This is a genomic window from Rhodopseudomonas sp. RCAM05734, assembly GCF_052658035.1.
This window is the reverse complement of sequence record NZ_CP199742.1, coordinates 1,070,676-1,095,366: the sequence shown is the minus strand read 5'-3', so window position 1 is coordinate 1,095,366 and position 24,691 is coordinate 1,070,676. Positions and strand designations below refer to the sequence as shown.

The following is a 24,691-nucleotide window of genomic DNA, read 5'->3' as shown; positions in this document are numbered from 1 at the left end:
GGTCCCGGATCGCGTTCGTTGCGCTCACTTGTCCGGGACGACGCGGAGCTAGCTCCCCGCCTTCAGCGCCTTGTCGATCTCGACCTTCAGCACGCGCTCGAAATTCTCCGGCGTGATGCCGCCCACCAGCTTGTAGGCGATGCGGCCGTCGCGGCCGACCAGGAAGGTCTCCGGCACGCCGTAGACACCCCACTCGATGGCGCCGCGGCCGTTGGCGTCGACGCCGACAATGCCGAACGGATTGCCGTAGCGGCCGAGGAAACGCCGGGCATTGTCGGCTGCGTCCTTGTAGTTGATGCCGACCAGCTGCAGCCGCTTGTCCTTGCCAAGCTCGGTCAGCAGCGGCGCTTCCTCGTGACAAGGCACGCACCACGACGCCCAGACATTGACCAGACTGACCTTGCCCATGAAGGCTGCGGGATCGAGGCCGGACACTGGCGCGCCGTTATTGGTGAGTCCGTCCAGCGCCGGCAGTGCGGTCTGCGGCGCCGGCCGGCCGATCAGGGCCGAGGGAAGCTTCGAGGGATCGCCCGAGCCGAGCTTGAACCAGAACAGCGCCACCATCACCGCGAAGGCCAGCAGCGGCAGCGCCATCAGCCAGGAGCGGCGCTTGGGGAGGGCCTGCTCGCTCATGACATGTCCGTGGCGCTGCGGCCGGAGCGGCGGACGATGCCGCTGGCTTCGAGCGCGCGCAGATGCTGCTTCTGGCGGCGATGGTCGATGGCGATCCAGACAATCAGGATCAGCACCACGGCTGCCACCAGCAGGTAGGAGGTAACGATGAAGCTGGCGTAGGGACCGAGCGCCATCACGACAGCGCCGGTCGCTGGCTGGCCTGCTGCATCTGCAGCGCGCGCACGCGCCGGCGCAGGATCTCGTTGCGCATGGCGGCGAGGTGCAGCGTGACGAACAGCAGCGAGAAGGCCACTGCCATCACCAGCAGCGGAATCAGGAAGGCCTTGTCGAGCGACGAGCCGCCCATCCGCATCACCGAGGCCGGCTGGTGCAGCGTATTCCACCAGTCGACCGAGAACTTGATGATCGGAATATTGATGGCGCCGACCAAAGTGAGGATCGCGGCTGCGCGGGCGGCGCGCGAGGGATCCTCCACCGCGCGCCACAGCGCGATCAGGCCGAGATACATCAGGAACATGATCAGCACCGAGGTCAGCCGCGCGTCCCATTCCCAATAGGTGCCCCACATCGGCCGGCCCCACAGGGAGCCGGTGACCAGGGCCAGAAAGGTGAAGGCCGCGCCGATCGGCGCGGCAGCCTTGGCGGCGACGTCGGCGAGCGGATGCCGCCACACCAGCGTGCCCAGGGCAGCCAGGCTCATCACGCCCCAGACGAACATCGACAGCCAGGCATTGGGCACGTGGATGAACATGATCTTGACGGTGGCGCCTTGCTGATAGTCGTCCGGCGCCATCGCCGACTGATAGAGCCCGATCGCGAGCAGGACAGCGGTCACGCCGGCCAGCCACGGCAGCAGCCGTGTGGTCAGCGACAGGAATTTTGTGGGATTGGCGAGGTCGGTCAGGGTCATGGCGGGGTTATAGCAGCCCGGCGGGCGATGTCAGGTGGATCCAGATCAATGTTTGGCGACGTCGTTGCGGTCATTTGCGCGGTCAGGCGCGCAGCCGCGGCAGCAGGCCGAGCGCATTGTCGCGCTCGATTCGGCGGAGATCGCGCGCCTCGAAGCCGCAATTGGCGAGGTTGGTGACGTGCTCCGGCCCGGTTCGGTAAGGGAAGTCGGTGCCGAACACGATCTGCGACGTTTCGACCAGGTCACGCAGCGCGCCCATGGCGGCGGGGTTGGAGGCCTGCGCGGTGTCGTAAAACAGTTTTCGCAGCGCGGCTCGCACCCCTCCCGGCACCATCTTGGCCGCTTGCGGCTGGCGGGCGAGAAACTCGAAACGCTCGATCAGGAACGGCATGGTGCCGCCGGCATGGGAGAAGATGAACCTGATGTCCGGCCAGCGGTCGGTGGCGCCGGAAAACACCAAGCTGGCAATTGTGCGCGAGGTATCGGTGCCGAATTCGATCACCGTGTCGGGAATGAACGGCATCAGATTGCCGCAGCAGGCCGCCGTGGTGGGATGCACCGAGACCACCGCCTTGCGCCGGTTCAATTCGTCGAAGATCGGCACGAAGGCGGCGTCGCCCAGCCACTTGCCGTCATAGCTGGTGAACACGCAGACGCCGTCGGCCTTCAGCGTGTCGAAGGCGTAAGCGATCTCGCCCAGGGTGGCGTCGGCATTGAGCATCGGCAATGCCGCGAACGAGCCGAAGCGGCCCGGATGGTCTGTTATCAATCGAGCGGCGTAGTCGTTGCAGCCGCGCGACAGCTTTGCTGCGGCAGCGGCGTCGCCGAACCACAGGCCGGGGGTGGTGATCGACAGCACGGCGGTCTGCACGCCGGCGGCGTCCATGTCGTCGAGGGATTTCTGCACGCTCCAGCCGAGCGACGGTGGCGACAGCTTGATCCGCGGATTGACCGCGGCGATGTAGTCGGGCGGGGTCAGGTGGTGATGCACGTCGACGCGGAACGGCGGCGGGGTTTGCGCGGTTGCCGCGCCGGGCAGGGCGGAAGCGACGGCCAGTGCCGCGCCGCCGGCGAGGAGACGGCGCCGGCTGACGCCGCAGCCGCATGACGGTCCATGAGCATTGAAGAGGTTCATCGTGCCTTGCTCGCCTCGGTTCCAACCGGCTGTATTGTCGCCGTTTTTAAGCGCCTGACAATCGCCGGGATCAATCCAGCCCGTGGCGCAGGCTGGCCGCCGCCGCGAACGGTCCGATGACGAGGCTGGCCAGCGACAGCGCGCAGAGAATGGAGAACGGCGTGCCGAACGATAACGGGCCGGTGATGGCCGCGTTTGATGCGGCGACGCCAAAAATCAGCACCGGGATCGACAGCGGCAAAACCAGCACCGCCAGCAGCAACCCGCCGCGCTGCAGCGTGACCGCCAAAGCGGCGCCGATCATGCCGGTGAAGGTAAGCGCCGGGGTTCCCGCCAGCAGGGTGACGGCCACCGCCAAAGTGGCGTTGCCGTCGAGGTTGAGCAGCAGGCCGAGCACCGGGGTGGCGAGGATCAGCGGCAGGCCGGCGGCGATCCAGTGCGCCAGCGCCTTGGCGGCGCAAGCCAGTTCCAGCGGGGTGCGGCTCATCAGCAGCAGGTCCAGCGAGCCGTCCTCGTGATCGGCCATGAACAGCCGGTCGAGGGTCAGCAGGCTGGCGAGCAGGGCGCCGAGCCACAGGATCGCCGGGCCGAGCCGCGCCAGCAAAGCGAGGTCGGGGCCGAGCGCGAACGGCATCAGCACCACCACCGTAAGGAAGAACAGCACGCCGATCAGCGCACCGCCGCCGACCCGCATGGCGATCCGGATGTCGCGCCGAATCAGCGCCCCGAGGGCGGTCATCCCGCCCCCCGATCACCAACTCGCGGGCGTCGATGCCGAGCGGGGCGTGGGTGGCGGCGATGATCATGCCGCCGCGGCCGAGATGCGTGGTCATCAGGCCGGCGAAGATGCGCTGGCTGGCGAGGTCGAGTGCCGAAGTCGGCTCGTCGAGCAGCCAGATCGGGCGCCACACCGTCAGCAGCCGGGCGATCGACAGCCGGCGGCGCTGGCCGGCGGAGAGAAAGCCGGCCGGCAGCCGCGCGGCGTGGCCGAGGCCGACCGCTGCGATGCATTCGGAGGGGGCGGTGACTTCGCCGCCGAGAAAGTCCGCCCAGAAGGTCAGGTTTTCCGTCACCGTCAGCGCCGGCTTCATGGCGTCGCGGTGGCCGAGGTAGTGCGCCTGTTCGATCAGGGTCAGCTCGGCGTCACCGCCGGCGAGGTCGATGCTGCCGTCCGCGATGGCCAGCAGGCCGGCGATCTGGCGCAGCAGCGAGGTCTTTCCGGCGCCGTTGGGGCCGACAATCGCCAGCGCCTCGCCGGCCTCGGCGTGAAAATCGAGCCCGGCGAAGACCTCGCGGCCGCCCCTGATGCACCTGACGCCGCGTCCCGAAAGCCGCATGGATCCCCATTTCATGTTCGATCCGCGCCCCGGCCATCGCATTGCTTCGAGACGATTGTCGCTGTGGCGGCGCGTCTGGAAAGATTCTATAAGCCGGAACTTGATGCAGCACACAATCGGCGCCTGCAAGCCAATCAGGCTGTGGTTGCAACGGTGTATTGATACCTTTTGCCGGGTATCCCTGAAACGATGAATTGGGACCGCCTCACATGACCTCGCTCGACAGCTTCAAGTGCCAGAAGACCCTCAAGGTTGGCGCCAAGACCTATGTCTATTACAGCCTTCCGCTGGCCGAAAAGAACGGTCTGACGGGCATTTCCAAGCTGCCCTATTCGATGAAGGTGCTGCTGGAAAACCTGCTGCGCCATGAGGACGACCGCACCGTCAAGAAGGCCGACATTCTCGCTGTCGCCAAATGGCTGAAGAAGCGCAAGCTCGAACATGAAGTGTCGTTCCGCCCCGCGCGCGTGCTGATGCAGGATTTCACCGGCGTCCCCGCGGTGGTCGATCTGGCCGCCATGCGCAACGCCATGCAGGCGCTCGGCGGCGACGCCGAGAAGATCAACCCGCTGGTCCCCGTCGATCTCGTCATCGATCACTCGGTGATCGTGAACTTCTTCGGTGACAACAAGGCGTTCGGCAAGAACGTCGCCGAGGAATACAAGCAGAACCAGGAGCGCTACGAATTCCTGAAGTGGGGCCAGAAGGCGTTCTCGAACTTCTCCGTGGTGCCGCCCGGCACCGGCATCTGCCACCAGGTCAATCTCGAATACCTGGCCCAGACGGTCTGGACCAAGAAGCAGAAGATGACCGTCGGCAAGAAGACCGCGACCTATGAGGTCGCCTATCCTGACACGCTGGTCGGCACCGATTCGCACACCACCATGGTCAACGGTCTCGCCGTGCTCGGCTGGGGCGTCGGCGGCATCGAGGCGGAAGCCGCGATGCTCGGCCAGCCGCAGTCGATGCTGCTGCCGGAAGTGATCGGCTTCAAGCTGTCGGGCGCGCTCAAGGAAGGCGTCACCGCCACCGACCTCGTGCTCACCGTCACGCAGATGCTGCGCAAGCAGGGCGTGGTCGGCAAGTTCGTCGAGTTCTTCGGACCCGGCCTCGACTTCCTCTCGGTCGCGGACAAGGCGACCATCGCCAACATGGCGCCGGAATACGGCGCCACCTGCGGCTTCTTCCCGGTCGACGCCGCGACGCTCGATTATCTCAAAACCTCGGGCCGCAAGGCGGACCGCGTGGCGCTGGTCACCGCCTATGCCAAGGCGCAGGGCCTGTTCCGCACTGCCAAGTCGGCGGATCCGGTATTCACCGAAACGCTGAAGCTGGATCTCGGCGACGTCGTGCCGTCGATGGCCGGCCCGAAGCGTCCGGAAGGCCGCGTCGCGCTGCCGGCGATCGCCGAAGGCTTCGCCGCTGCCATGACCGCGGAATACAAGAAGGCCACTGACCACGACGCGCGCTTCACCGTCGAGGGCAAGAATTTCGACCTCGGCCATGGCGACGTGGCGATCGCCGCGATCACGTCATGCACCAACACCTCGAATCCCTCGGTGCTGATCGGTGCCGGCCTGCTGGCGCGCAAGGCAGTGGCGCTGGGCCTCAAGACCAAGCCGTGGGTGAAGACCTCGCTGGCTCCAGGCAGCCAGGTGGTCGCCGAATATTTGGCGAATTCGGGTCTGCAGAAGGATCTCGACAAGGTCGGCTTCAACCTGATCGGCTTCGGTTGCACCACCTGCATCGGCAATTCCGGTCCGCTGCCGGAGGAGATCTCCAAGTCGATCAACGACAACGGCATCATCGCCGCTGCCGTGCTGTCGGGTAACCGCAACTTCGAAGGCCGCGTCTCGCCGGACGTGCAGGCCAACTACCTGGCTTCGCCGCCGCTGGTGGTTGCCTATGCGCTCGCCGGTTCGGTCACCAAGAACCTCGCGGTCGAGCCAATCGGTACCGGCAAGGATGGCAAGCCGGTCTATCTCAAGGACATCTGGCCGACCACGAAGGAGATCAACGCCTTCATGAAGAAGTACGTCACCGCGGCGATCTTCAAGAAGAAGTATGCCGACGTGTTCAAGGGCGACACCAACTGGCGCAAGATCAAGACCGTGGAGAGCGAGACCTACCGCTGGAACATGGGCTCGACCTATGTGCAGAACCCGCCCTACTTCGAAGGCATGAAGCGCGAGCCGGAAGCCATCGTGGACGTGATCGATGCGCGCATTCTCGCGGTGTTCGGCGACAAGATCACCACCGACCACATCTCTCCCGCCGGCGCCATCAAGCTGACCTCGCCGGCCGGCAAGTATCTGTCGGAGCACCAGGTGCGTCCCGCCGACTTCAACCAGTACGGCACCCGGCGCGGCAACCATCAGGTGATGATGCGCGGCACCTTCGCCAACATCCGCATCAAGAACTTCATGCTGAAGGGCGCCGACGGCAACATTCCGGAAGGCGGCTTCACCAAGCACTGGCCCGACGGCGAGCAGATGTCGATCTACGATGCCGCGATGAAGTATCAGGCCGAGAAGGTGCCATTGGTGGTGTTCGCCGGCGCCGAATACGGCAACGGTTCGTCGCGCGACTGGGCCGCCAAGGGCACCCGTCTGCTCGGCGTGCGCGCCGTGGTCTGCGAGAGCTTCGAACGCATCCATCGCTCGAACCTGGTCGGCATGGGCGTGCTGCCGCTGACCTTCGAGAACGGCACGTCGTGGAAGTCGCTCGATCTGAAGGGCGACGAGAAGGTCACGATCCGCGGCCTGCAGGGCGACCTGAAGCCCCGGCAGATGCTGACCGCCGAGATCGTGTCGGCCGATGGCAACCTGCGCAAGGTGCCGCTGCTGTGCCGCATCGATACGCTCGACGAGCTCGAATACTACCGCAACGGCGGGATCCTGCAGTACGTGCTGCGCCGGCTGGTGGCCTGACACGGGCGATGCGACCCATTGCCTCACTGCGAAGTGAGTGGTGAGTGAACGGAAGGCGGCCTATGAAGGGCCGCCTTCCCGCATTAGGGCTTGGGCGTGCCAGGCGTCGGCGGAGGGTTTGTTCTGGTTTTAACGTGGCAGCAATGATGATGGCCTGTAGCGGCATATCTCGATGGTCGGTTGCGATCAGCGCCTGCGCCATCGTTACTTGGGTGAGTTCCGCGTCCGCCGAACCGCGCGCGGTGGTCGAGCTGTTCACGTCGCAGGGTTGCTCATCCTGCCCTCCCGCGGACAAGGTTGTCGGCGAACTGGCGAAGGATCCGTCGGTCATCGCGCTCAGCATGCCGATCGATTACTGGGACTATCTCGGCTGGAAGGACACGCTGGCGGATTCACGCTTCAGCGCCCGCCAGAAGGCCTATTCCCACATGCGGGGCGATCGCGACGTCTATACGCCGCAGATGATCGTCAATGGCGAGCGCCAGGTGATCGGCAGCGATCGCGCGCGCATCGATAGCGCCATCGAGGAAACCCGCAAAAGCGAGGCCGTGATGTCAGTGCCGGTCGCGATGACGGTCGCAGGCAAAGAGGTCAAGGTATCGGTGGCGGCTGCGGGCAAGAGCGCCGTGCTCTCGCATGGTGAAGTGTGGATCTGTTCGGTGTCGCGCTCGGTGCCGATCACCATCGGACGCGGCGAGAATCGCGGCCGCCAGTTGACCTACAACAACGTGGTGCGCGGCTGGCTGAAGGTCGGCGACTGGACCGGCGCCGCGGCGAACTGGACGGTGCCGCTGGAAAACGTGTCGCGCGATGGCGTCGACGCGGCGGTGGTCTATGTGCAGAACGGCAGTCGCGAAAAGCCCGGCGCCATGCTCGGCGCGGCGTTCACGCTGCTACAGTAGCATTATGCACCGGCTGTCGTCCCCGCGCATCCGGGGACGCAGTAAACGCAGCCGTTGCGGCTCAATCACAGACGACAGCGATTACTGGGTGGCCCGGTCCTTGCGCGCAAGTGCGCGCAGGCCGGGCGATGACAAACCGCGCCCGCGGCGCGTCCGGGCCCCATGTCGCCCCCAAAAAGAAAAAGGACCAACTCGCGTTGGCCCCTGAATAGTCTGTAGTCCTGCGACGGGCCCGATCCCAATGGCCACGGGGGGCTGGGGGCTGAGGAATCCGAGACCGGAAGAACCGGGCCCAACGCAGTAGCTTCTTGTCGCAACCCAGATGGGCGGTCGATGGGCGGAAATCGGGCGGCAATAAGATTCTTCTAACGATCCCGTTACATGGCGTTTCGACGCGAGAAAGCCGGCCGGCGAGCCCCTTGCGGCGGCGCGCCGACGGCGCGATCATGTCAGTCACATGACGGGGAGGCGCCCATGAGTTCGACGTCGGAGGAAATGGATCCCAGCGAGCCGCGGGCCGCGGATCGCCACGCCGCGAACGCGCTGGTCACCTTCAATCGACTCGAACTCAACCGCATTCTCAATCTTTACGGCCGCATGGTCGCCGCCGGCGAATGGCGTGACTACGCCATCGATTTCCTTCGCGACCGCGCGGTGTTCTCGGTATTCCGACGCGCCTCGGAAGTGCCGATCTATCGCATCGAGAAGGACCCGCGGCTGTCGCGCAAGCAGGGCGCCTACAGCGTGATCTCGGCCAGCGGCATGATCCTGCGCCGCGGCCATGAGCTGGATCGAGTGCTGCTGGTGATCGACCGCAAGTTGGCGGTGGTGTGAGGGGCCACAAGCTCTGTTGTCGTCCCCGCGTATGCGGGGACCCAGTAGACACAGGCTTTGCGGCTCTATCACCAACGCCTGCATTGACTGGGCCGCCCGGTCCGGCGCGCAAATGCGCGCAAGCCGGGCGATGACAGCGCGCTTGTGAGGCAGCTTTTCGCTGTCTGCCCCTAAGGCAGCGTCTGCCCGCCCTCGCCAAGCGCTCGCTGCATCATCACGGTGTCGAGCCAGCGGCCGAACTTGAGGCCGACGGCGGGGTGGGTGCCGATCATCTGGAAGCCGGCATTGCGATGCAGGGCGATGGAGCCGGCATTGGCGGAATCGCCGATCACCGCGATGATCTGGCGGAAGCCGCCTGCCTCGCAGTCCGCGATCAGTCGGTGCAGCAGCCGCGTGCCGATGCCGCGCCGCTGCGCCGCCGGGTCGAGATAGACCGAATTCTCCACGGTGAAGCGATAGGCCGGCCGCGGCCGGTAGGGCCCGGCATAGGCGTAGCCGGCGACCTGGCCGTCCTGCAGCGCCGCCAGATAGGGGAAGCCGGCGGCGACGAGCGTGTCGAAGCGCCGGGTCATTTCCGCGAGGTCCGGCGGGATCAGTTCGAAGGTCGCGGTGCCGAACTGCACCGCCTCGTCGTAGATCGCGGTGATGGCGGCAAGGTCGGCGGCGGTGGCGGGGCGTATTTCAAGGTCGGGCATGGCGTCGAGCCTAATGATACCGTTGGCAAAATAAAAGCCCCGCCGACCGGCCTGCGCAGGTCGGGCGCGTTGCGGGCGAGGGCCTCGCTGCGTAGCAGCCACTCGCCAACCGTCGGGTCCTTCATTTATTCTGCCGTCGGCGTCATGCTCAGCGCGGCGTGGCTTTGCCAGATCGGGTGGATTGCGGAATGGTCAAGACAAACAAGAAGCTCGGCTCGTCCGCCGAGAGCAAGGCCGCCGGCGCGGTGCCTGCCGGCGCGGCGCGCGACGTCGAAGGGGCGCTGAAGATTCTTGAGGGCAAGGACAAGACGCGAATCATCTTCCACCTCCTTGCCGAGCCGGTGCTGCAACTCGCCGAGCTCGAGCGGGTGATTCCGGCGGCCTCCCAGAAGCTGCTGATTCAGCAGCTTCGCGAGCTCGAGCGGGACGGGCTGGTGCGGCGGGCAGGCGAAGCCGAGGTACCGGCCGCGGTCGAATATGCCCTGACCGGGGCGGGGCGCGCGCTGCGCCCGGCGCTGCTGCAACTGCGCGAATGGGCGGCATTGCGCCGGGTCGAGATCTAGCGGCCATGCAGCCGACAAGCAAAAAGCCCCGGCCTTGCGGCCGGGGCTTTGCATTTTGCGAGGAAACGGAAGGTTATTCCTTCTGTCCCAGAAGCTGCAGCAGCAGCGTGAACAGGTTGATGAAGTTCAGGTACAGCGACAGCGCACCGGTAATCGCCGCCCGTTCCGCCACGTCGCCACCCTGGGAGGCGTAGCCGTAGATGTAATCGTTCTTCAGGCGCTGGGTATCCCAGGCGGTGAGGCCCGCGAACACCAGCACGCCCACCACCGACACGATGAACTGCAGCATCGAACTCGCCACGAAGATGTTCACGACGCTGGCGATGATGATACCGAACAGGCCCATCAGCAGAAACGATCCCATGCCCGTCATGTCACGCTTGGTGGTGTAGCCGTAAAGGCTGAGCGCACCGAACGAGGCGGCGGTGATGAAGAACACCCGCACGATGGAAGTGTGCGTGTAGACCAGGAAGATCGACGACAGCGAGATGCCCATCAAGGCCGAGAAGGCCCAGAACAGCAGCTGTGCGGTCGCCGGCTTCAGCCGGTTGATGCCGAACGAGATGGCGAACACCATCGCCAGCGGTGCCAGCATGAACACCCACTTCAGGGGGCTCACGAACATCGCGTAGCCGAACGGCGTCAGATAGGAGCTTCCGATCCGGGCCGCGGCGCCCGACGGATCGGCCGTCACTGCAGCCATGTACACGCCCAGCGCGGCCAGGCCGGTGATGGCCAGGCCGATGGTCATGTAGTTGTAGATGCGCAGCATGTAGGCGCGCAGTCCGGCATCGACGGCAGCGGCGTCAACACGCCCGGCCGCCCGGCCGAAAGGAGAAGCGTAATTGCGGTCTAAGTCCGACATGGTCGAAACCTCGAAGTTGTCCGGCAGCGTGCAAAGGGTTTGCACTGTCGGCACGAAATCTATCCCAGATACCGTTCTCGCTGCTATTAATTTTCAGCAATCGATCCGGCGTCTGACCCAATCTGGTATGTGGTAAACTAACACATTTCGCGCAAGCTTCCACGCGTGGCGGAATGTCGCTCCAGAGGGCCCGCGCGCCAGCAAGGTTACCGGCCAGCCAGCCCGCGAAGCCCTGACTCTATAGAGAATTCACCCGAAACCAGCCGGATGAAGGGCGATCCGTGCCAAAACGGGTCACAAATTCCTCAGGACCGTTGCCGGCTTCTGATTAAGCGCGACCAGCGTGCCGGCAAGGCCGAGGCCCACTGTGACAATAAGCGCGGCCAGAACCACACCGGCGGCGCTGCCGGCCTGCCAGACGAAGCTCAGCGTCATCAGTCGTGTCACAATCATCCAGGCTGCGACCGAACCGGCGAGCACGCCGAACACCGCGGTGGCCAGGCCGATCATCAGGTATTCCAGCGCGTAGGCGCCGAGCAGCCGGACCCGGGTCGCGCCGAGGGTCTTCAGAATCACCGCGTCATAGACGCGGTGACGGTGGCCGGCAGCCAGTGCGCCGCCAAGCACCAAAATCGCCGACAGCAGCGTGACCGCGCTGGCGCCGCGAATCGCCAGCGTCAGGTTGGTGACGACGTTGCCGATGGTGTCGAGCGCCTCGCGGACCCGCACGCTGGTGATCATTGGGAACGCGTCGGCCACGGCCTTGACGAGCCCGGCATCCTTGGCGGGGTCGGCGCCATGGGCGTCGGTCAGGGTGGCGATGTGGGTGTGCGGCGCGCCGCGAAACGTGTTGGGCGAGAACACCAGCACGAAGTTTATGCCGAGGCTCTGCCAGTCCACCGTCCGCATGTTGCTGATGGTCGCGGAGATGTCGCGGCCGAGCACGTTGACCACCACGGGGTCGCCGATCTTGAGTCCGAGCCCGTCGGCCAGCTTCTTCTCGAACGACACCAGCGGCGGGCCGTTGTAGTCCGGCGCCCACCATTGGCCCTCGACCACTTTCGAGCCCTTGGGCACCTCGCCGGTGTAGCTGAGGCCGCGGTCGCTCTGCAGCACCCATTCGGCGTCCGACGACGGCTTGAGGTCCTCGGCCTTGACGCCGCGCGCCGACACGATCCGGCCGCGCAGCATCGGCACGTCCTCGACGGTCGATCCCGGCGCCTTGTCCGCTAGGAAGGCGCTGAAGCGGTCGGCCTCGGTGGAGGGGATGTCGATGAAGAAGAACGACGGCGCTCTCTCCGGCAGCGCCGCCATGAACTGGCGGCGCAGATTGCCGTCGATCTGGGTGATGGTCACCAGCACGGTCAGGCCAAGACCCAGCGACATCACCACCGAGGGCGTCAGCGCGCCGGGCCGGTAGATATTGGCGATCGCCAGCCGCAGCATGGTGATTCGCGGACGCGGCAGCCGGCGTGCCAGCGCCATCAGGGCGGAGGCGATGCCGCGCAGCAGGCCGAACACCACGATCGAGGAGACCACGAACACCGCCGCGACGCGCTTGTCATAAGCGAGGCCAATCACCACGGCGATCAGCAGCGCGATCACCAGCGCCATCCATGCGAGGTAACGCGGCCGCGGCCGGTGGCCCTCGCTGCTGGCGACGTCGCGGAACAAGGCGGCTACCGGCACTTCATGCACGCGGGCCAGCGGCCACAGCCCGAAGGCCAGCGCGGTCAGCAGGCCGTACAGCAGCGACAGCGCCAGTTCGCCGGGATGCACCGCGGGCACCACCGGCAGCGGCAGCAGGCTGCCGAACAGGCCGACGATGGCGAACGGAAGCGCCGCGCCGAGTGCGAGGCCGATCAGCGATCCGACGCCGGCGAGCACCAGCACCTGGGTGAGATAGATCGCGAACACATCCCGGCCGGTGGCGCCGAGCGCCTTGAACGAGGCGATCACGTCGCGCCGGCGGTCGATATGGCTCTTCACTGCATTGGCGACGCCGACGCCGCCGACCAGCAGCGCGGCAAGGCCGACCAAGGTCAGGAACTGGGTGAAGCGGGTGATGGTGCGCTCGAGCTGCGGCGAGGCATTGTCGCGGGTGCGGATCTCCCAGCCGGCCTGCGGAAGCGCCTTTCGCGCGTCGTCGGCCAGCGCATTGGCCGCGCCGCTGCTGGCGGCGGCGTCGGGCAGCCGGACGCGATAGGTCCAGCGTACCAGGCTGCCGGGCTGCAGCGCGCCGGTGGCGCGCAGCGCCGCCTCGCTGATCAGGAAGCGCGGACCGAAGCCGACGCCGCCGGACAGCTTGTCCGGCTCGGCGCTGATGACGCTGCGAATCGCGAAGCTGGCATTGCCGATGCTGACGCGATCGCCGACCTTGAGGTCGAGCCGCGCCAGCAACGTGGCGTCGGCGGCAGCGCCGTAGGCGCCGTCGCGTTCGGCCAGCAGGTCGCCGACCGGCATGTCGGGGGCCAGCGTGAGCTGGCCAAGCATGGGATAGGTGTCGTCGACCGCCTTCAGCTCGACGAGGCCAAGACGGCCATCGGGCGCTTTCGCCATGGCGCGCAGCGTTGCGGCCACCGAGACCTTGCCGCGGGCGTTGAGCCAGGCCAGTTCGTCAGGCTTGGCTTCGCGCTGGATCAGCGCGAAGGCGGCATCGCCGCCGAGCAGGGTGCGGCCCTCGCGCGCCAGCCCTTCGCTGAGGGAGGCCGCCACCGAACCGACGCCGGCAATTGCCATCACGCCGAGCGCGATGCAGGCCACGAACACGTAGAAGCCGGACAGCCCGCCGCGCATTTCGCGCAAGGCGTAGCGCAGCGCCAGCGACGGGCCGCGGCTGGCGGGAATGGTCTCAATGGCGATGGTCATGTCAGGCCGTCTCGATCCGGCCGGACCGCAGTCGCACTACCCGGTCGCAGCGTTGCGCCAGCGCGGTGTCATGGGTCACCAGCACCAGCGTCATGCCGCGCTCGGCATGCTGTGCGAACAGCAGGTCGACGATCTGCTTGCCGGTGCTCTCGTCGAGATTGCCGGTCGGCTCGTCGGCCACCAGGATGGCGGGATCCGGCGCCAGCGCGCGGGCCAGCGCCACGCGCTGCTGCTCGCCGCCGGACAGCTGCGTGGGATAGTGATGCAATCGCGCACCGAGGCCCACGGAGGTCAGCTCGCGCGCGGCGCGCTCAGTGGCGTCAGCGCGACCGGCGAGTTCCAAGGGCACCGCGACGTTTTCCAGCGCGGTCATGGTCGGGATCAGATGGAAGGACTGGAAGACGATGCCGACATGGCGACCACGAAACCGTGCGAGGCCGTCCTCGTCCAGATCATTGAATGCGGTACCGTTGACCACCACCTGTCCGCTGTCAGGACGTTCGAGGCCGGCCATCACCATCAGCAGGGTGGATTTGCCGGATCCCGACGGCCCGATCAGGCCGATCGCTTCGCCCGAGCCCACGCGCAGGCTGATATCCTTGAGGATATGAACCCGCGCCGCGCCGCTGCCGAGCGAGAGGTTGACGTTCGAAATGGAAATGGTGTCCGGACCAAGTCCGGCCAGTGATGAGGCTTCGATGATACTGTCCATGCGGGCTTCATATGGCACTTCCTTTGCGGCGGTCGAGGGGCTGGCGCGCACGTTTCTGTGCCTGCTGGCGTTCAGCATGACGTCCATGGTCGCGGCGACGCCCGCATCGGCGCAGCCGGCCGCGGTCGACGCCGCGAAGCCGGTCAAGCTGGTGGTGCTCGGCGATTCCCTCAGCGCGGGCTACCTGCTTCCGGGGCCGGCCGCGTTCCCCGCCCGGCTGCAAAAAGCCCTCAAGGACAAGGGGATAGCGACCGAAATCGGCAATGCGGGGGTGTCCGGCGACACCACCTCGGGCGGGCTTGGCCGGCTTGACTGGTCGGTCCCTGATGGCACCGAGGGCGTGATCCTCGAACTGGGTGCCAACGACGCTCTGCGCGGTACCGACCCCAAGGTGCCTCGTGCCGCGCTGACGGAAATCATCCAGCGCCTGCAGGCGCGGAAAATTCCAGTCCTGCTGTGCGGCATGCTGGCTCCGCCCAATTACGGCGCCGATTACGCGGAGAAGTTCAATTCGATCTATCCGGACCTGGCGAAGCAGTTCGCCGTGCCGCTGTACCCATTCTTTCTCGACGGCGTGGTCGACAACGCCAAGCTGAAACTCGAGGATGGCCTGCATCCGACCGCCGAGGGCGTCGACGTGATCGTCCAGAAAATCCTGCCCAGCGTCGAGGCATTTCTCGGCACTATCGTTGGGCAACGCAGTTGAAAAGCAGGCAGCCTCAACCTTAACAGGAGATTTCCCCGGAGCGACGATCCGATCCGGAGTCCGATGCTTCGCAGAGTCACATAACTACGCTAAAAAAAGCCATCGGTGATTCGTCACCGGCCCTTTTGTTCGGGCATGATCTTCGCCGAGAAGTGCAAGCCACTCTTCGGCGAAGATCGCGCCCCTGCATTGAGGAGCTTACAATGCCGCGTTTGTTCACCGGACTGGAAATACCGGCCGAGATCGGCCAGACCCTCTCCAATTTGCGTGGCGGCCTCCCCGGCGCACGCTGGATCGACCCCGAGAACTATCACGTCACCCTGCGCTTCATCGGCGACATCGACGGCATTGCGGCGAATGAAATCGCCTCGCTGCTGGACCGGGTCAACCGCAAGCCGTTCGATGTCGCTCTGCAAGGGCTGTCCAGCTTCGGCGGCAAGAAGCCGCGCGCGGTGGTGGCGCAGGTGGTGCCAAGCCGGCCGCTGATCGAGTTGCAGGCCGAACTCGAACGGTTGATCCGCAAATGCGGGCTCGATCCCGAGGGCCGCAAATTCATCCCGCACGTGACGTTGGCGCGGTTGCGCGACGCCTCCAACCAGGACGTCGCCGATTATCTCTCGGTGCGCGGCTATTTCCCCACCAAGACCTTCAAGGCGCAACGCTTCGTGCTGTTCTCGTCGCGCGCCTCCACCGGCGGCGGGCCCTATGTGGTGGAGGATGCCTACGCGCTGAGTGCGTAGAGGGTGTAAGGCTGTCGTCACCCGGCTTGACCGGGTGACCCAGTATACGCAGTGCGCGGTGATAGAGCCGATGCGACAGCGTTTACTGGATCCCCGCATGCGCGGGGATGACAGCCGAGTGTGGGCGATAGACAGCGCATATCCCCCCTCCCAATTCGCATCTTGCATTTTGCGGCGGCGTGGGGCCGTTAGGCGCCATGTCGTCTGCCCCGCCCAGTTCATTCCGCCAGCAATACCAGGCTCTCGTTTCCTCCGGCGCCATCGAGGCGGATCCGGCGCAGGCGGCTGCGGTGGAGACCATCGCGGCCTTCGACGAATCGCTGTCCGGCTACACGCCGCTGCGCAAGCAGAGCTTTCTCGGCCGCCTGTTCGCCGACAAGAACGGCGGACCGCCTGATGGTCTCTACGTTCACGGCGAAGTCGGCCGCGGCAAGACGATGCTGATGGATCTGTTCTTCGACAGCAGCGACGTCCAGCACAAGCGCCGCGCGCATTTTCACGAATTCATGGCAGACGTGCATGAGCGGATCTATGGTTTCCGCGAGAAGATCGCGCGCGGCGAGCTGCCCGATGGCGACGTCATCGCGCTGACGGCGAATTCGATCTTCGACGAGGCCTGGCTGCTGTGCTTCGACGAATTCCACGTCACCGACATCGCCGATGCGATGATCCTGGGGCGGCTGTTCTCGCGGCTGTTCGAACTCGGCACGGTGGTATTTGCTACCTCCAACGTCGAGCCGGTCGATCTCTACAAGGGCGGTCTCAACCGCGCGCTGTTCCTGCCGTTCATCAAGCAGATCGAAGCCCATATGAATGTGATCCGGCTCGACTCGCGCACCGATTTCCGGCTCGAGAAACTGGCCGGCATAAAGACCTGGCTGGTGCCGGCGGATCGCGCCGCGGAGGCCGCGCTCGACCAGGCCTGGGCGAAGCTCACCGGCGGCGCGCCGGGCCACGCCCATGACATTTCGATCAAGGGCCGCGTGCTGCATGTGCCGCGCGCCGCCCAGGGCGTGGCGCGGTTCAGCTTTGCCGATTTGTGCGAAAAGCCGCTCGGCGCGTCGGACTACCTGCGGCTGGCGCATGATTACCACACCATCTTCATCGACCGGGTTCCGATGATGGACTATGGCGACCGCAACGCCGCCAAGCGCTTCATCGCGCTGATCGACACCTTGTACGACAATGCCGTGAAGCTGATGGCCTCGGCGGCGGGCGAGCCACAGTCGCTCTATCAGGCGACCGATGGCTTTGAGGCGATGGAGTTCCAGCGCACCGCCTCGCGGCTGATCGAGATGGGGTCGGAATCTTACCTGGCTCTGCCGCATGGCCGCAAGGATTCCACTGCCAGCGGTTCCAGCAGCGGGCTGGTCGAGACCTAACCCCCTGTCTTCCGGGTTCGCTCGCAGTTGGCGCTGCTCTCGCCCCGGAATGGCAGGATGGGCCGCCCAAAATTGCAATGCAGCCCGGCGCGGTTGGTCGCCGGTCCTGTACGGCCAATTATTGAGCTGGCCGCGACTTGAACGGTTCCTGCGAAAGGGATAACCAGCCACCAGCAATTCCTCCTCCCTCCCCATCCGGGCTCAAAGGACAGATTTCTCATGGCGCGCGACAAGATTGCATTGATTGGCTCCGGCCAGATCGGCGGAACGCTTGCTCACCTCATCGGCCTGAAAGAACTGGGCGACGTGGTGATGTTCGACATCGCCGAGGGCGTGCCGCAGGGCAAGTCGCTGGATATCGCGCAGTCTTCGCCGGTCGACGGCTTCGACGCCAAGTTCACCGGCGCCAATTCCTATGAAGCGATCGAGGGCGCCAGCGTCGTGATCGTCACCGCCGGCGTGCCGCGCAAGCCCGGCATGAGCCGCGATGACCTGCTCAGCATCAATCTGAAGGTCATGGAGCAGGTCGGCGCCGGCATCAAGAAATATGCCCCCGACGCCTTCGTCATCTGCATCACCAACCCGCTCGATGCCATGGTTTGGGCGCTGCAGAAGTCCTGCGGCCTGCCCGCCAAGAAGGTCGTCGGCATGGCCGGCGTGCTGGATTCGTCGCGCTTCCGCCTGTTCCTCGCCGATGAGTTCAACGTCTCCGTGGAAGACGTCACTGCCTTCGTGCTCGGCGGCCACGGCGACACCATGGTGCCGCTGGTGAAGTATTCGACGGTGGCCGGCATTCCGCTGCCCGACCTGATCAAGATGGGCTGGACCTCGCAGGCCCGCCTCGACGAGATCGTCGACCGCACCCGCAACGGCGGCGCCGAGATCGTCAACCTGCTGAAGACCGGCTCGGCGTTCTACGCCCCCGCCGCGTCGGCCATCGCCATGGCCGAGAGCTACCTGCGCGACAAGAAGCGCGTGCTGCCCTGCGCCGCCTATCTCAACGGCGAATACGGCGTGAAGGACATGTATGTCGGCGTTCCCGTGGTGATCGGTGCTAAGGGCGTCGAGCGCATCGTCGAGATCGAGCTGGTCGGCAAGGACCGCGAAGGCTTCGACAAGTCGGTCGCCTCGGTGCAGGGCCTGGTCGATGCCTGCAAGAAGATCGCGCCGGACCTGCTCGGCGGCTAAGTTTCAACGAGATAAACCGGCACCCCTTGGGTGCCGGTTCTGCATCTGGGGTTGCTGGCCGCCATTTTCGCGAACCTGGGCTGCCAACCGTTTCGCAATCGAGTTTCGCCGCCTTTTGACTCGCTGCATCCGTGGTATACGGTATGCCAGTTGACGGGTGGCATCCATTCCAAGTTCACACCGAGGTTCGGGAGCAACTATATGAACATTCATGAATATCAGGCGAAGGCCGTGCTGAAGGATTTCGGCGTGCCCGTCTCAAAGGGGGTGCCGATCCTGCGCGCCGAAGATTCCGACGTGGCCGCCAAGCAGCTCGGCGGTCCGATCTGGGTGGTGAAGAGCCAGATCCATGCCGGCGGCCGCGGCAAGGGCAAGTTCAAGGAAGCCTCCGCCGGCGACAAGGGCGGCGTTCGCCTCGCCAAGTCGATCGAGGAGGTCAACCAGTTCGCCAAGGAAATGCTCGGCGCGACGCTGGTGACCGTGCAGACCGGCCCCGCCGGCAAGCAAGTCAACCGCCTCTACATCGAGGACGGCTCCGACATCGAGAAGGAATTCTACCTGTCGCTGCTGGTCGATCGCGAGACCTCGCGGGTCGCCTTCGTGGTTTCCACCGAAGGCGGCATGTCCATCGAGGACGTCGCCCACGACAGCCCTGAGAAGATCATCACCTTCTCGGTCGATCCGGCTACCGGCGTGATGCCGCATCACGGCCGCACCGTGGCGCAGGCGCTCGGGCTGAAGGGCGATCTCGCCAAGCAGGCAGAGAAGCTGATCACCCAGCTCTATACCGCGTTCATCGCCAAGGACATGGACATGCTGGAGATCAATCCGCTGATCGTGTCCAAGACCGGCGAATTGAAGTGCCTCGACGCCAAGATGTCGTTCGACAGCAACGCGCTGTATCGCCATCCTGAGATCGTCGCGCTGCGTGACACCTCCGAGGAAGACGCCAAGGAAATCGAGGCGTCGAAATACGACCTCGCTTACATCGCGCTCGACGGCACCATCGGCTGCATGGTCAACGGCGCCGGCCTCGCCATGGCCACCCTCGACATCATCAAGCTGTACGGCGAAAGCCCGGCCAACTTCCTCGACGTCGGTGGCGGTGCCACCGAGGAGAAGGTGACCGCGGCGTTCAAGATCATCACCTCCGATCCCAGCGTGAAGGGCATCCTGGTCAACATCTTCGGCGGCATCATGAAGTGCGACATCATCGCCGCCGGCGTCGTCGCCGCGGTGAAGACCGTCGGCCTCAAGGTGCCTCTCGTGGTCCGCCTCGAAGGCACCAATGTCGAGGAAGGCAAGAAGATCATTCGTGAATCCGGCCTGAACGTGCTGCCCGCCGACGACCTCGACGATGCCGCGCAAAAAATCGTCAACGCCGTGAAGGGAAAGTAAGCCGATGTCAGTCCTCATCGACAAGAACACCAAGGTCATCTGCCAGGGCTTCACCGGCAAGAACGGCACCTTCCATTCCGAGCAGGCGATCCTGTACGGGACCAAGATGGTCGGCGGCACCTCGCCGGGCAAAGGCGGCTCCACCCATCTCAACCTGCCGGTGTTCGACACCGTGGCCGAAGCGCGCGACAAGACCGGCGCCGACGCCTCGGTGATCTACGTGCCGCCGCCGGGCGCCGCCGATGCCATCTGCGAAGCCATCGACGCGGAAATCCCGCTGATCGTCTGCATCACCGAAGGCATCCCGGTGCTCGACATGGTGCGCGTCAAGCGTTCGCTGTCCGGCTCCAAATCGCGCCTGATCGGGCCGAACTGCCCGGGCGTCGTCACCGCCGGCGAATCGAAGATCGGCATCATGCCGGCCAACATCTTCAAGCCCGGCAATGTCGGCATCCTGTCGCGCTCCGGCACGCTGACCTATGAAGCGGTATTCCAGACCACCATGGCCGGCCTCGGCCAGACCTCGGCGGTCGGCATCGGCGGCGATCCGGTCAAGGGCACCGAGTTCATCGACATCCTCGAGATGTTCCTCGCCGACGACGCCACCCACTCGATCATCATGATCGGCGAGATCGGCGGCTCGGCGGAAGAAGACGCCGCGCAGTTCATCAAGGACGAAGCCAAGCGCGGTCGCAAGAAGCCCATCGTCGGCTTCATCGGCGGCGTCACCGCACCTCCCGGCCGTCGCATGGGTCATGCTGGCGCCATCGTGTCGGGCGGCAAGGGCGATGCGCAGTCGAAGATCGCGGCAATGAAGTCCGCTGGCTTCGCGGTGTCGCCGTCCCCGGCGCGCCTCGGCACCACGCTGGTGGAATTGCTGAAGGGCTAGTCGCTTCGGCGGCCGGTATCAAAATGAAAGGCCCGCTCGAAAGAGCGGGCCTTTTGATTTGTAGATGTGTTTCGTTCCCTGGACGCGGTGCGCTGCCATCGCGCAGCGATGGTGGTGCGCCGCAGATCCGGGCTCACACTTCCGGGCGATGAGATGATGGGTCCCGGATCTGCGGAGCGGCATAAGAATGCCGCACCGCGTCCGGGACAAGAGAGGGTAGTAGCTTACTCCGCCGCCTGCAGCTGCTTCTCGCCAACTGTCGGAAGCCCCTCCTCGATCGGATACTTGTTGTCGCGCGACCATTCGTTCCACGAGCCGAAATACATCCTGACGTCGGCGACGCCGGCGTTCTTCAGCGCCAGGAATGTGTTCGATGCACGCGCGCCCTTGAAGCAGTAGAGATACACCGTGCTCGCCGGCGTGATGCCGACAGTGGCGCATTCGGCCAGGATCTCGTTCTTCGACTTGAAGCGCGGGCCTTCGCCGGTTGGCTTCATCATGCGATACCATTCGATCCAGACGGCGCCGGGGATGCGGCCCATCCGCGGGCAGAAGTCCTTGCCATAAGGCGACGAGCTCTCACCGATCCATTCATCGACGTCGCGCACGTCGAGCAGCGCGATCGAGGGGTTGTCGAGCGCTGCCATCATGGTGGCAGCGTCGATCAGGATCGAGCCAGCCTCGGGCTTGACCGTGAACGAGGCTGGCTTCGGCGTCGGCACCTCGGTGGTGGTCGGCAGGCCCTTGGCAGTCCAGGCGTCGTAGCCGCCGTGCAGCACCTTGATCTTTGGATAGCCCAGGAACTCGAGCAGGAAATAGCCGCGGCAGGACTGGCCGAAGCCGGAATTCATCGACTGCTCGTAGATCACCGCGGTCTCGGAGCCCGACAGGCCGGCGCCGCCAAAGGCGTCGGCGAACTTCTTCTTCAGCTCGTCCATGCCTTCCGGCGTGGAGGTCGCGAGAAAGGTAAAGATCTCATGCAGATTGACGGCGCCCGGGATATGGCCCGCGGCGTAGGCATCGGGGTTGCGGGTGTCGATGATGACGCAGGGATCGGACTTCATGAACGTCGCGAGTTCATCTGCGGAAATCAGGATTTCAGCCATTAGCAAAGCCTCCACTGGGTTGATGTTCTGCCGAATTAGGACCGTCGTGCCGTGAGGTGGATCAAGCGCCTTGGGTCTCTCCCGGGTGTTCGCGCGCATTGTCTGCGAGCATTTTTCTGAGTTGCTTGGTGGCGGGGGTGACGATCGCCACGAAGTAGGCTTCGCGCAGCCGGCGCTGGGCGCGGTGCGATTTCAGATAGCCGCGCGCGCCACAATGCAGCATCGCGGCATGCGCCGCGGCGACCGCGGCATCGCCGCCGCGCAGCCGCAGGTCGACCACCTGGCGCCAGTAGGCGTTGCTGGTGTCATACGGCGTGGCGGCGAGCTGCATGGTCTCGGCCTCCATGCCGGCGAGGACGGCGGCGAAATCCGCCGGCTGCTGCGGCAGGAAGCAATTGACGTGGGCCAGCGCGGGCTGGACGCTCTGCATGATGGCGACGCAGTCGCGTACCAGCCCGAGCCCCATGCCCATCTGCATCAGGATGAAGCCGGCGCGGATCTTCTTGACGAAAGGCATCGCCGGCGCGGCCAGCACCTGGTCGTTGGGAATGAACACATCGCGCAATTGCACGGCGTAGGTGCCGGTGCCGTCCATCGCCAGGAAGGGTTTGCAGGGCGTCAGCGTGACGCCGGGATCGGCGCAATTGACGAGGAACATGACCTGCTCGCCGTCGTCCTCGGTCTCGAAGATGGTGCCGAACATATGGTCGGGGCCGAGATTGGACACCCAGGGCAGGGCGCCGCGCACCTGATAGCCGCCTTCGACGCGGCGGCCCTTCAGCTTGAGCTTCTCGATGCCGAAGAAGCTCTTCATCGGATTCGACAGCCCGGTGCCGCCGAGCAATGTCCCGCTCGCGGCCTTGCTCAGATACTTCGCTTTCAACGCGGCGTTGTCGGAATTCAGGATGTACCAGACCAGCGTGTCCTGGCACCACGCCATGAAGGCGCTGGCGCCGCAGGTTTCGGCGATGGCGGAAATGCCACCGATGGTCGCGCGCAAATCGTCATGCGCCGACCAGGCGCCGATCTCGCCGAACTTCCGCAGCGCCTGGTCGGGATAGATGCTGCCGTCATCGATCTCCGCAGCGATCGGCGCCAGCTCGGTTCTCGCGAGAGCGGCCACGCGCTCGGCGAGCGAGGCTGTATCTTCAATAAGGTCATCGGGTTTTCGCAAGGCCGCCATGGTGGTCATCGTCATCTCCGTCACGGGAAGAGGAACGTTGCGGTCGCATGGCTGCGGCCGGTGGCCTTCGTGCCGAGCGAGGGGGCGGGGCGGTGATAGCGGCTCTCCCTCACCCGTAGCCTCGCTGTCGCTCGGCTCCGAGCTCTCCCCGCAAGCGGGGAGAGGCGAAGTCGACAGCGTTACGCAGAGACTTCGAGATTGACTGGCCGGGTAAAGGTGTTGGCGACCGGCGACCATTTCTTGACGTGATCGATCAGCGCGTCGATCTCGGCCTGCGGCACGCCTTCGCACTCCATGTCGACCTTGATGCGCACGTCGGTGAAGCCGACCGGCTTCTCGCTGACATCGCCGGTGCCCCACACCGCGGTGATGTTGAGGTCGCCTTCGAGCTGCAGTTCGAGCTTGTTGACGATCCAGCCGCGGTGCACAGCGTTGGCGTGCAGGCCGACGGCAATGCACGAACCCAGCGCGGCCAGGGAGGCTTCCGACGGGTTCGGCGCAGTATCGTCGCCGAGCAGCGCCGGCGGTTCGTCGACGATATAGGGCGGCAGGTTGCGGATGTAGTTGGCGTGGCGGAACTTGCCCTCGGCCACCGTCTTGCACTTCAGCGTCTTGATGACGTTGGGATTGGCTTTGCCGTTGGCGATCAGTTGCTCGAGACCGCCTTTGTCGATGGGCGCGAGGCATCCGGTCAGCACGGTTTTGGGGGCGAGTGCAGTCATGTTGATTTCTCCCTTGGGCAAATAGATACAGAACGTTCTGTAGCTTTGCAGAAAGCGTGCCACGACTGCGTCCGCGAAATAGGCGTTGATTTCCAATTGGTTAAGATTCCGGGGTGCGGTCGGGGCGACCGTCGCTGCTGTGAAACGCGCCAGTCGAGCGTTAGCCAGCACCTATTTTACGCAGCGGGAGAACGCTGCTTGCGCCGTGTGCACGCCATGTCATATGAACGGATATGACCGATGCGATCCCGCTTGAGGCGTTCACCGACGTCCCGGATGTGCCGCGCGTAACGCCGCGCGACCGCTTGATGCAGGCGGCGACGCGGCTGTTCTGCAAGCACGGCATCAACGCCACCGGCATCGACGCCATCGTCCATGAAGCCGGGACGGCGAAAACCACCCTTTACAAGCTGTTCGGCTCCAAGAGCGATCTCGTCGAGGCCGTCCTGCTGTCCGAAAGCCGGATCTGGCGTGACTGGTTCGTCGCCGCCGTCGAAGTCGGCGGCTCTCCGCGGGCAAAGCTCGACTCCATCTTCCCGGTGCTGAAGAGCTGGTTCAGCGAGGAAGACTATTATGGCTGCGTGTTCATCAATGCGGTGGGCGAGCACGACAAGGATGAGACCCGGCTGCGTGCGATCACCCTGCAGCACAAGTCGTTCGTGCTCGATTACATTGCCGGTCTGGCTCGCGGCGCCGGCGCCGGCGATCCCGGCGCGCTCGCCCACCAGCTCGGCATCCTGATGGACGGCGCCATCGTCGCCGCGATGGTCACCCGCGACCCCGGGATTGCCGATTCGGCAGGCATCGCTGCCAATGCCCTGTTGAACGAAGCCTGTGGTCGGGCGCCCCGCAGATCCGCCCGGCGCTCCGCCACCAAGGCGTTGGCGACACAAGATAATTTTACCGTCCGCTAACCCCGATCCCATTCGCACAAGATGTTGAATTTCTATTCAGAGTTTCGCTCTTTTCGGCGGGTATATTTGGCTTAAA

The 24,691-nt window shown here is 65.1% G+C and carries 23 protein-coding genes and 1 pseudogene; 11 read left to right on the top strand and 13 right to left on the bottom strand.

The genetic code is table 11. From position 1 onward, the window contains the following. Nucleotides 1-48: 48 nt before the first annotated feature. The 6 genes and pseudogenes from ACUXVA_RS05345 to ccmA all read right to left on the bottom strand — a co-directional run. Nucleotides 49-633: a DsbE family thiol:disulfide interchange protein gene (locus ACUXVA_RS05345; RefSeq protein WP_265081209.1), complete on the bottom strand. Its 585-nt coding sequence runs from the start codon at nucleotides 631-633 to the stop codon at nucleotides 49-51. Next, a complete protein-coding gene (gene ccmD / locus ACUXVA_RS05340) occupies nucleotides 630-809 on the bottom strand; it encodes a heme exporter protein CcmD (RefSeq protein WP_265081210.1) in 180 nt (59 codons plus the stop codon). Before ccmD ends, ACUXVA_RS05345 begins: the two co-directional genes overlap by 4 nt. Beyond that, nucleotides 809-1,546, bottom strand: coding sequence for a heme ABC transporter permease (locus tag ACUXVA_RS05335; protein ID WP_265081211.1), 738 nt, complete (start codon nucleotides 1,544-1,546; stop codon nucleotides 809-811). Before ACUXVA_RS05335 ends, ccmD begins: the two co-directional genes overlap by 1 nt. Before the next feature lie 82 nt (nucleotides 1,547-1,628). Continuing rightward, nucleotides 1,629-2,681, bottom strand: a complete 1,053-nt coding sequence (locus ACUXVA_RS05330; RefSeq protein ID WP_265081212.1) for an amidohydrolase family protein — start codon at nucleotides 2,679-2,681, stop codon at nucleotides 1,629-1,631. A gap of 70 nt (nucleotides 2,682-2,751) precedes the next feature. Further along, nucleotides 2,752-3,420, bottom strand: coding sequence for a heme exporter protein CcmB (ccmB, locus tag ACUXVA_RS05325; protein ID WP_265083501.1), 669 nt, complete (start codon nucleotides 3,418-3,420; stop codon nucleotides 2,752-2,754). 4 nt (nucleotides 3,421-3,424) lie between these two features. Then, a pseudogene (ccmA, locus tag ACUXVA_RS05320) lies at nucleotides 3,425-4,018 on the bottom strand (heme ABC exporter ATP-binding protein CcmA); the annotation flags it as partial. Between the two features lie 209 nt (nucleotides 4,019-4,227). Between ccmA and acnA the strand changes: the two are divergent. The 3 genes from acnA (at nucleotide 4,228) to ACUXVA_RS05305 (ending at nucleotide 8,684) form a co-directional block, all read left to right on the top strand. Then, nucleotides 4,228-6,948, top strand: a complete 2,721-nt coding sequence (acnA, locus tag ACUXVA_RS05315) for an aconitate hydratase AcnA (RefSeq protein ID WP_445491150.1) — start codon at nucleotides 4,228-4,230, stop codon at nucleotides 6,946-6,948. Nucleotides 6,949-7,094: 146 nt separating this feature from the next. Then, the gene (locus tag ACUXVA_RS05310) at nucleotides 7,095-7,850 is read left to right on the top strand and encodes a DUF1223 domain-containing protein (RefSeq protein WP_413776483.1); all 756 of its coding nucleotides are present in this window, start codon (nucleotides 7,095-7,097) and stop codon (nucleotides 7,848-7,850) included. 474 nt (nucleotides 7,851-8,324) lie between these two features. Further along, nucleotides 8,325-8,684, top strand: a complete 360-nt coding sequence (locus ACUXVA_RS05305) for a DUF2794 domain-containing protein (RefSeq protein ID WP_265081214.1) — start codon at nucleotides 8,325-8,327, stop codon at nucleotides 8,682-8,684. Nucleotides 8,685-8,854: 170 nt separating this feature from the next. On the opposite strand, the gene ACUXVA_RS05300 is transcribed toward ACUXVA_RS05305, so the two are convergent. Next, the gene (locus ACUXVA_RS05300; protein WP_265081215.1) at nucleotides 8,855-9,379 is read right to left on the bottom strand and encodes a GNAT family N-acetyltransferase; all 525 of its coding nucleotides are present in this window, start codon (nucleotides 9,377-9,379) and stop codon (nucleotides 8,855-8,857) included. Nucleotides 9,380-9,567: 188 nt separating this feature from the next. On the opposite strand from ACUXVA_RS05300, the gene ACUXVA_RS05295 reads away from it, so the two are divergent. Next, on the top strand, nucleotides 9,568-9,942 hold the full coding sequence (locus ACUXVA_RS05295) for a winged helix-turn-helix transcriptional regulator (RefSeq protein ID WP_265081216.1): 375 nt from the start codon (nucleotides 9,568-9,570) through the stop codon (nucleotides 9,940-9,942). A 73-nt stretch (nucleotides 9,943-10,015) separates the two neighbouring features. On the opposite strand, the gene ACUXVA_RS05290 is transcribed toward ACUXVA_RS05295, so the two are convergent. The 3 genes from ACUXVA_RS05290 to ACUXVA_RS05280 all read right to left on the bottom strand — a co-directional run bounded on the left by ACUXVA_RS05290 (nucleotide 10,016) and on the right by ACUXVA_RS05280 (nucleotide 14,387). Next, nucleotides 10,016-10,807 (bottom strand): Bax inhibitor-1/YccA family protein, encoded by a 792-nt coding sequence (locus ACUXVA_RS05290; RefSeq protein ID WP_265083502.1) that lies wholly within the window; start codon nucleotides 10,805-10,807, stop codon nucleotides 10,016-10,018. Nucleotides 10,808-11,101: 294 nt separating this feature from the next. Further along, entirely contained in the window at nucleotides 11,102-13,675 is a 2,574-nt protein-coding gene (locus tag ACUXVA_RS05285; RefSeq protein ID WP_265081217.1) for an ABC transporter permease, read from the bottom strand. Nucleotide 13,676: 1 nt separating this feature from the next. Then, nucleotides 13,677-14,387, bottom strand: coding sequence for an ABC transporter ATP-binding protein (locus ACUXVA_RS05280; RefSeq protein ID WP_265081218.1), 711 nt, complete (start codon nucleotides 14,385-14,387; stop codon nucleotides 13,677-13,679). Nucleotides 14,388-14,472: 85 nt separating this feature from the next. Between ACUXVA_RS05280 and ACUXVA_RS05275 the strand changes: the two genes are divergently transcribed. The 6 genes from ACUXVA_RS05275 to sucD all read left to right on the top strand — a co-directional run bounded on the left by ACUXVA_RS05275 (nucleotide 14,473) and on the right by sucD (nucleotide 20,690). Further along, on the top strand, nucleotides 14,473-15,093 hold the full coding sequence (locus tag ACUXVA_RS05275) for an arylesterase (protein WP_265081219.1): 621 nt from the start codon (nucleotides 14,473-14,475) through the stop codon (nucleotides 15,091-15,093). A gap of 203 nt (nucleotides 15,094-15,296) precedes the next feature. Beyond that, nucleotides 15,297-15,833 carry an RNA 2',3'-cyclic phosphodiesterase gene (gene thpR, locus ACUXVA_RS05270; RefSeq protein WP_265081220.1) on the top strand — a complete coding sequence of 179 codons (537 nt, stop codon included), beginning with the start codon at nucleotides 15,297-15,299 and terminating at the stop codon, nucleotides 15,831-15,833. Between the two features lie 197 nt (nucleotides 15,834-16,030). Next, on the top strand, nucleotides 16,031-17,215 hold the full coding sequence (gene zapE, locus ACUXVA_RS05265; protein WP_265081221.1) for a cell division protein ZapE: 1,185 nt from the start codon (nucleotides 16,031-16,033) through the stop codon (nucleotides 17,213-17,215). Nucleotides 17,216-17,434: 219 nt separating this feature from the next. Then, nucleotides 17,435-18,403, top strand: coding sequence for a malate dehydrogenase (mdh, locus tag ACUXVA_RS05260; RefSeq protein ID WP_265081222.1), 969 nt, complete (start codon nucleotides 17,435-17,437; stop codon nucleotides 18,401-18,403). 201 nt (nucleotides 18,404-18,604) lie between these two features. Further along, a complete protein-coding gene (sucC, locus tag ACUXVA_RS05255) occupies nucleotides 18,605-19,801 on the top strand; it encodes an ADP-forming succinate--CoA ligase subunit beta (protein WP_445491144.1) in 1,197 nt (398 codons plus the stop codon). 4 nt (nucleotides 19,802-19,805) lie between these two features. Beyond that, the gene (gene sucD / locus ACUXVA_RS05250) at nucleotides 19,806-20,690 is read left to right on the top strand and encodes a succinate--CoA ligase subunit alpha (protein ID WP_265081223.1); all 885 of its coding nucleotides are present in this window, start codon (nucleotides 19,806-19,808) and stop codon (nucleotides 20,688-20,690) included. A gap of 224 nt (nucleotides 20,691-20,914) precedes the next feature. On the opposite strand, the gene ACUXVA_RS05245 is transcribed toward sucD, so the two are convergent. The 3 genes from ACUXVA_RS05245 to ACUXVA_RS05235 all read right to left on the bottom strand — a co-directional run bounded on the left by ACUXVA_RS05245 (nucleotide 20,915) and on the right by ACUXVA_RS05235 (nucleotide 23,701). Then, entirely contained in the window at nucleotides 20,915-21,796 is an 882-nt protein-coding gene (locus ACUXVA_RS05245) for a sulfurtransferase (RefSeq protein WP_265081224.1), read from the bottom strand. Between the two features lie 61 nt (nucleotides 21,797-21,857). After that, nucleotides 21,858-22,988 carry an acyl-CoA dehydrogenase family protein gene (locus ACUXVA_RS05240; protein WP_265081225.1) on the bottom strand — a complete coding sequence of 377 codons (1,131 nt, stop codon included), beginning with the start codon at nucleotides 22,986-22,988 and terminating at the stop codon, nucleotides 21,858-21,860. Nucleotides 22,989-23,158: 170 nt separating this feature from the next. Further along, entirely contained in the window at nucleotides 23,159-23,701 is a 543-nt protein-coding gene (locus ACUXVA_RS05235; protein WP_265081226.1) for an OsmC family protein, read from the bottom strand. A 308-nt stretch (nucleotides 23,702-24,009) separates the two neighbouring features. On the opposite strand from ACUXVA_RS05235, the gene ACUXVA_RS05230 reads away from it, so the two are divergent. After that, nucleotides 24,010-24,615: a TetR/AcrR family transcriptional regulator gene (locus ACUXVA_RS05230; protein WP_265083503.1), complete on the top strand. Its 606-nt coding sequence runs from the start codon at nucleotides 24,010-24,012 to the stop codon at nucleotides 24,613-24,615. Nucleotides 24,616-24,691: the final 76 nt, after the last annotated feature.

What these genes read in the sequence shown, in the direction of transcription:
- ACUXVA_RS05330 (WP_265081212.1), bottom strand. Translation starts at nt 2,681, where the DNA reads ATGAACCTCTTCAATGCTCATGGACCGTCATGCGGCTGCGGCGTCAGC.
- ACUXVA_RS05285 (WP_265081217.1), bottom strand. Translation starts at nt 13,675, where the DNA reads ATGACCATCGCCATTGAGACCATTCCCGCCAGCCGCGGCCCGTCGCTG.
- acnA (WP_445491150.1), top strand. Translation starts at nt 4,228, where the DNA reads ATGACCTCGCTCGACAGCTTCAAGTGCCAGAAGACCCTCAAGGTTGGC.
- ACUXVA_RS05230 (WP_265083503.1), top strand. Translation starts at nt 24,010, where the DNA reads ATGCAGGCGGCGACGCGGCTGTTCTGCAAGCACGGCATCAACGCCACC.
- ACUXVA_RS05275 (WP_265081219.1), top strand. Translation starts at nt 14,473, where the DNA reads ATGGTCGCGGCGACGCCCGCATCGGCGCAGCCGGCCGCGGTCGACGCC.
- sucD (WP_265081223.1), top strand. Translation starts at nt 19,806, where the DNA reads ATGTCAGTCCTCATCGACAAGAACACCAAGGTCATCTGCCAGGGCTTC.
- thpR (WP_265081220.1), top strand. Translation starts at nt 15,297, where the DNA reads ATGCCGCGTTTGTTCACCGGACTGGAAATACCGGCCGAGATCGGCCAG.
- ACUXVA_RS05280 (WP_265081218.1), bottom strand. Translation starts at nt 14,387, where the DNA reads ATGGACAGTATCATCGAAGCCTCATCACTGGCCGGACTTGGTCCGGAC.
- ACUXVA_RS05335 (WP_265081211.1), bottom strand. Translation starts at nt 1,546, where the DNA reads ATGACCCTGACCGACCTCGCCAATCCCACAAAATTCCTGTCGCTGACC.
- ccmB (WP_265083501.1), bottom strand. Translation starts at nt 3,420, where the DNA reads ATGACCGCCCTCGGGGCGCTGATTCGGCGCGACATCCGGATCGCCATG.
- ACUXVA_RS05245 (WP_265081224.1), bottom strand. Translation starts at nt 21,796, where the DNA reads ATGGCTGAAATCCTGATTTCCGCAGATGAACTCGCGACGTTCATGAAG.
- zapE (WP_265081221.1), top strand. Translation starts at nt 16,031, where the DNA reads ATGTCGTCTGCCCCGCCCAGTTCATTCCGCCAGCAATACCAGGCTCTC.
- sucC (WP_445491144.1), top strand. Translation starts at nt 18,605, where the DNA reads ATGAACATTCATGAATATCAGGCGAAGGCCGTGCTGAAGGATTTCGGC.
- ACUXVA_RS05305 (WP_265081214.1), top strand. Translation starts at nt 8,325, where the DNA reads ATGAGTTCGACGTCGGAGGAAATGGATCCCAGCGAGCCGCGGGCCGCG.
- ACUXVA_RS05235 (WP_265081226.1), bottom strand. Translation starts at nt 23,701, where the DNA reads ATGACTGCACTCGCCCCCAAAACCGTGCTGACCGGATGCCTCGCGCCC.
- ccmD (WP_265081210.1), bottom strand. Translation starts at nt 809, where the DNA reads ATGGCGCTCGGTCCCTACGCCAGCTTCATCGTTACCTCCTACCTGCTG.
- ACUXVA_RS05300 (WP_265081215.1), bottom strand. Translation starts at nt 9,379, where the DNA reads ATGCCCGACCTTGAAATACGCCCCGCCACCGCCGCCGACCTTGCCGCC.
- ACUXVA_RS05295 (WP_265081216.1), top strand. Translation starts at nt 9,568, where the DNA reads ATGGTCAAGACAAACAAGAAGCTCGGCTCGTCCGCCGAGAGCAAGGCC.
- ACUXVA_RS05290 (WP_265083502.1), bottom strand. Translation starts at nt 10,807, where the DNA reads ATGTCGGACTTAGACCGCAATTACGCTTCTCCTTTCGGCCGGGCGGCC.
- mdh (WP_265081222.1), top strand. Translation starts at nt 17,435, where the DNA reads ATGGCGCGCGACAAGATTGCATTGATTGGCTCCGGCCAGATCGGCGGA.
- ACUXVA_RS05310 (WP_413776483.1), top strand. Translation starts at nt 7,095, where the DNA reads ATGATGGCCTGTAGCGGCATATCTCGATGGTCGGTTGCGATCAGCGCC.
- ACUXVA_RS05345 (WP_265081209.1), bottom strand. Translation starts at nt 633, where the DNA reads ATGAGCGAGCAGGCCCTCCCCAAGCGCCGCTCCTGGCTGATGGCGCTG.
- ACUXVA_RS05240 (WP_265081225.1), bottom strand. Translation starts at nt 22,988, where the DNA reads ATGACCACCATGGCGGCCTTGCGAAAACCCGATGACCTTATTGAAGAT.